Origin of the sequence: Streptomyces spongiae (genome assembly GCF_009377185.1) — a bacterium.
Taxonomy (GTDB): Bacteria; Actinomycetota; Actinomycetes; order Streptomycetales; family Streptomycetaceae; genus Streptomyces; species Streptomyces spongiae.
Window position 1 is genome coordinate 1 of record NZ_VJZC01000711.1, and the last position, 4,583, is coordinate 4,583.

The 4,583-nt window shown below is 71.5% G+C and carries 2 protein-coding genes; both read left to right on the forward strand.

The features are described 5' to 3' along the window. On the forward strand, positions 1-608 hold a 608-nt coding region (locus FNH08_RS45105), incomplete at its 5' end, for a glycosyltransferase (protein ID WP_194238840.1). Between the two features lie 892 nt (positions 609-1,500). Next, a partial coding sequence (locus tag FNH08_RS45110; RefSeq protein ID WP_152777347.1) for a type I polyketide synthase occupies positions 1,501-4,583 on the forward strand: 3,083 nt, incomplete at its 3' end.

A 4,583-nucleotide genomic window follows, 5' to 3' on the forward strand; every position in this document is an offset into this window, starting at 1 on the left:
CCGTCACCCGAGGCGAAACCCTTCCCGACTGGTTCGGCGACCTGCCCGCCGGCCGGCCCCTCGTGCTCGCCTCCCTCGGCACCGGACTGCCCGCCACCGTCCTCGAGTTCCTCGACAAGGCCCGCGAGTTCGGCGCCCCCATACCGCCCTACGACCCCGCCGAACCGCTCAACACGGTCGTCGAGGCCCTCTCCGCCCTGGACTGCGCCGCCATCGTCTCCACGCTCGGCATGCCGGTGGACACCGCCGAGGCCGCGCCCCACGTCCGCGTCGTCGATCGCTTTCCGCAGCAACTCCTGCTCGAACACGCCGACCTGTTCGTCACCCACGGCGGCTACAACAGCATCCGTGAGGCCGTGCGCGCCGGGGTTCCCATGGCGGTGCGGCCCATGTTCGGGGACCAGCAGTACAACGCGCTGCGTGTCGCCGACCTCGGACTAGGCGAGCACATCGCCGCTCGTGGCGCCGAAGCCATGCTGGAGACCTGCCGTCGTCTGTTGACTGACCGGACGGTCACCGACGAGGCGCGGCGGGCGCAGAAGGAGATGCTCTCCCTGCCGGGCATCGACGTCGTCGTGGCCCACCTGGAAGGCCTGGCCGAGACGTGACGGCCACCCCCTGACATCCTGCCCACGCCGACGCGGCCCCACCGGCCCGTCGGCGTCGTCATGATCCCGGCGCGCGCTCCATCTCCTTGTGTTTCCACCAGTCCTCCCTCCGAATAATGGACCCCGAAACGCGCACGGATCAGGCCACCCTCCACTTTCCCGGCCGGCGCGAGCCAGGCGCCCCCCACCAGGGCCGGTCCGGAATCCGAAGACGTGGCGACGAGTCATCCGTGGGAGAGAACGTGTCCGATCAAGCTCGCTCCACCTCGACCACCCGCCTGTTCCCGGGCAGCCCACGCCCCTGGATTCTCACCGGGTGGAGCACCCGGGCCGGACGGGAGCGGGCCCGCACCCTGCGGACCCGGGGGCATGCTCATCGGCTGCCACGAGACCACCATCGGCCAACTCGTCTCCCACGTCCCGGCCCTGCCGCAGGACCGGACCCGTTACGAACGGCTCTGGTCCAGTGCCGGCCCAGCCGGGTCGTGACCGAGGACCTCGAGATCGGCGGCGTCACCCTCCGTGCCGACGAGGCCGTCGTCTGCCCCACGCCGCCGCCAACGCGACGAGGACGTCTTCAAGAACGCCGACACCGTCCTCCTCGACCGCGAGACCAACCCGCACATCGCCTTCGGCCAGTGCCCGCACTACTGCCCCGGCGACCCGCCGGGCCCGCGTCGAACTCCAGACCGTAGTCGAGGCCCTGACCAGTCGGCTCCCCGGCCTGCGCCTGGCCGTGCCCGGCCGACGAACCCACCTGGCACCGCGAGACGCCCGTCCGCTCCCTGGTCAATCTGCCCGTCACCTGGTGACGGGGGCTGCCCGGAATTCTGCCCTCGGCAGCGATTCCGCCTCCGTCTGTCTCGCTCGTAACTCTGGCTATGGAGAATCAATGACCCCCAAGAACGCCGGGCAGCACGTGGGTGACAACGACATAGCCGTCGTGGGGATGGCGTGCCGACTCCCCGGAGCCGCCGACGTCGAGGGATTCCTGCGGCTTCTGCGCAACGGCGGCCACGCCGTCACCCGGCAGTCCGACGGCACCTGGCGGGCCGCACTGGAAAACCATGCGGAATTCGACGCGGAGTTCTTCGGCATGAGCGCGGCCCAGGCCGCCGCCACCGACCCCCAGCAGCGCCTCGTGCTCGAACTCGGCTGGCAGGCCCTGGAAGACGCGGGCATCGTCCCCGCCCGCCTGCACGGCACCCGCACCGGCGTCTACGTCGGTATCGCCTCCGACGACTATGCTGCTCTGGCCCGCCGCACCGTTACCATCGGCGGCCACAGCGCGGCCGGACAGCAACGGGCGATGACCGCCAACCGTCTCTCCTACCTCCTCGGCCTGCGCGGCCCGAGCATGGCCGTCGACACCGCGCAGTCCTCCGCGCTCGTCGCCGTCCACCTCGCCTGCGAGAGCCTGCGGCGCGGCGAGACCGACCTCGCCCTCGTCGGCGGCGTCAACCTCGTCCTCACCGAGGACAGCACCACCGCCATGGAACGGATGGGCGCGCTGTCCCCGGACGGCCGCTGCCACACCTTCGACGCCCGCGCCAACGGCTACGTACGCGGCGAGGGCGGCGCGGCCGTCGTCCTCAAGCCGCTCTGCCACGCCCTCGCCGACGGCGACCGGGTGCACTGCGTCATCAAGGGCGGCGCCGTCAACAACGACGGTGGCGGACCCAGCCTCACCACCCCCGACCGCACGGCCCAACAGGCCCTGCTCAGCGAGGCGTACGAGCGGGCCGGAGTCCCCGCCGACCGCGTCCGCTACGTCGAACTCCACGGCACCGGTACCCGTGCCGGGGACCCCGTCGAGGCGGCAGCCCTCGGCGCCGTACTCGGTGCGGCCCGCGCCCCCGGCGCCGGCCCGCTCGCCGTCGGATCCGCCAAGACCAACGTCGGCCACCTCGAAGGCGCCGCCGGCATCGTCGGCCTGCTCAAGGCCGCGCTCGCCGTCCGCGAGGGCGAACTGCCGCCCAGCCTCAACTACGAGACCCCCAACCCGGACATCCCGCTCGACGCACTCAACCTGCGCGTCCAGACCGAACTCGAGCCCTGGCACGAACCGTCCGGACAGCGCCGCCTCGCCGGCGTCTCCTCCTTCGGCATGGGCGGCACCAACGCCCACCTTGTGCTGGAACAGGCGCCGCAGACCGAACCGGCCCCCGCCGCCCATCGACTCCCGGTCCTGCCGGTGGTTGTCTCCGGCCGCACCGCCGAAGCCCTCCGCGACCAGACCGCACGGCTCAGCGCCCACGTCGAACACGCCGAGGGGCCGGACCTCCTGGACATCGCCTGGACCCTCGCCGCCTCCCGCACGGTCTTCGGCCACCGGGCCGTGGTCCTGGCCGCCGACCGCGAGGAACTCCTGACCCGCCTGGAACGCCCCGCGGTGCACGGCATCGCGTCTGCTTCCGGTCGGCGGGTGTTGGTGTTTCCGGGGCAGGGGTGGCAGTGGGCCGGTATGGGTGCCGGGTTGCTGGAGTCGTCGCCCGTGTTCGCGGCGCGGCTGCGGGAGTGCGCTGACGCACTCGCTCCCTTCGTGGACTTCGATGTGGTCGAAGTAATACGCGAGGGGCGGGAGTTGGACCGGGTGGAGGTGATCCAGCCGGTGAACTGGGCGGTGATGGTCTCCCTGGCCGAGTTGTGGCGTTCGCTGGGAGTCGTACCGGATGCGGTGGTGGGTCACTCACAGGGTGAGATCGCCGCAGCCGCCGTGTCGAGAGCCCTGTCCCTTGAGGACGCCGCCCGGGTGGTGGCGCTGCGGGCTGCGGTGGTCGGGCGCGACCTGGCCGGTCCGGGTGGCATGGCGTCGATTGCTCTTCCTCCGGCTGAGGTGGAGGAGCGGCTTCAGGCGTGGACCGGGCATCTTGAGATCGCCGCGGTCAACTCCCCGTCGGCCACCGTGATCGCCGGGGACGCGGAGGCGATCGTCGAGTTCGTGGAGGCAGCCCGGGAGGAGGACATCCGGGCCCGTCAGGTGTCGGTGGACTACGCCTCGCACTCCGCGCACGTGGAGCGTATCGAGGCCGAACTCCTGGACGTGCTGGCCCCGGTCACCCCGCTTCCCCCGCAGGTTCCCTTCTATTCCACGGTCACCGGCGAGCCCGCCGACAGCCTGGACGCCGCGTACTGGTATCGCAACCTGCGCGACACGGTCCGCTTCGAGCACACCGTACGGAAGCTCATCGAGGACGGCTTCGGTACGTTCGTCGAGTCCAGCGCGCACCCGGTACTGACCATGGGCGTCGAGGAGACCGCCGACAGCGCCGGCGTCGACGCGCTGATCACCGGCTCGCTGCGGCGTGACGACGGTGGTCTGGAGCGGTTCCTGACCTCGGCCGCCGAACTCTTCGTACACGGCACCGACATCGACTGGGCGGCTCTGTTCGACGGCACCGGCGCGAAGAACGTCGACCTGCCCACCTACGCCTTCCAGCGCCGCCCCTACTGGCTGTCCGAGGCGGATGCCGACGAGCGGACCGGGACCGCGCCCGACACCGAGGAGACCCCGCTCAGCCGCGAACTGCAGGGCCGTTCCGCCGAAGAGCAGCTCGACCTCGTCCTCGAACTGGTCCGGGTCCACGCCGCCGCCGTGGCGGACAGGCCCTCCGCCGACTCGATCACCCCCGGGAAGACCTTCAAGGAGCAGGGCTTCGAGTCCGTCGACGGCATCGAACTGCGCAACCGGCTGCGGTCCGCGACCGGTCTGCGGCTGTCCGCCACCCTCGTCTTCGAGCACCCGACCCCACTGGCCGTCGCCCGGCTGATCCGTGGCGCCGCCGTCGAGGAGGCCGCCGCCACGCCCGTTCCGGCTCGTCCCGAGCAGACGGCCCCCGACTCGGACGACGCCGTCGCGATCGTGGGGATGGCGTGCCGTTTTCCGGGTGGGGTGGGTTCGCCGGAGGAGTTGTGGGATCTGGTGGCTTCGGGTGTTAATGCGGTGTCGCCGTTCCCGGGGGACCGGGGTTGGGA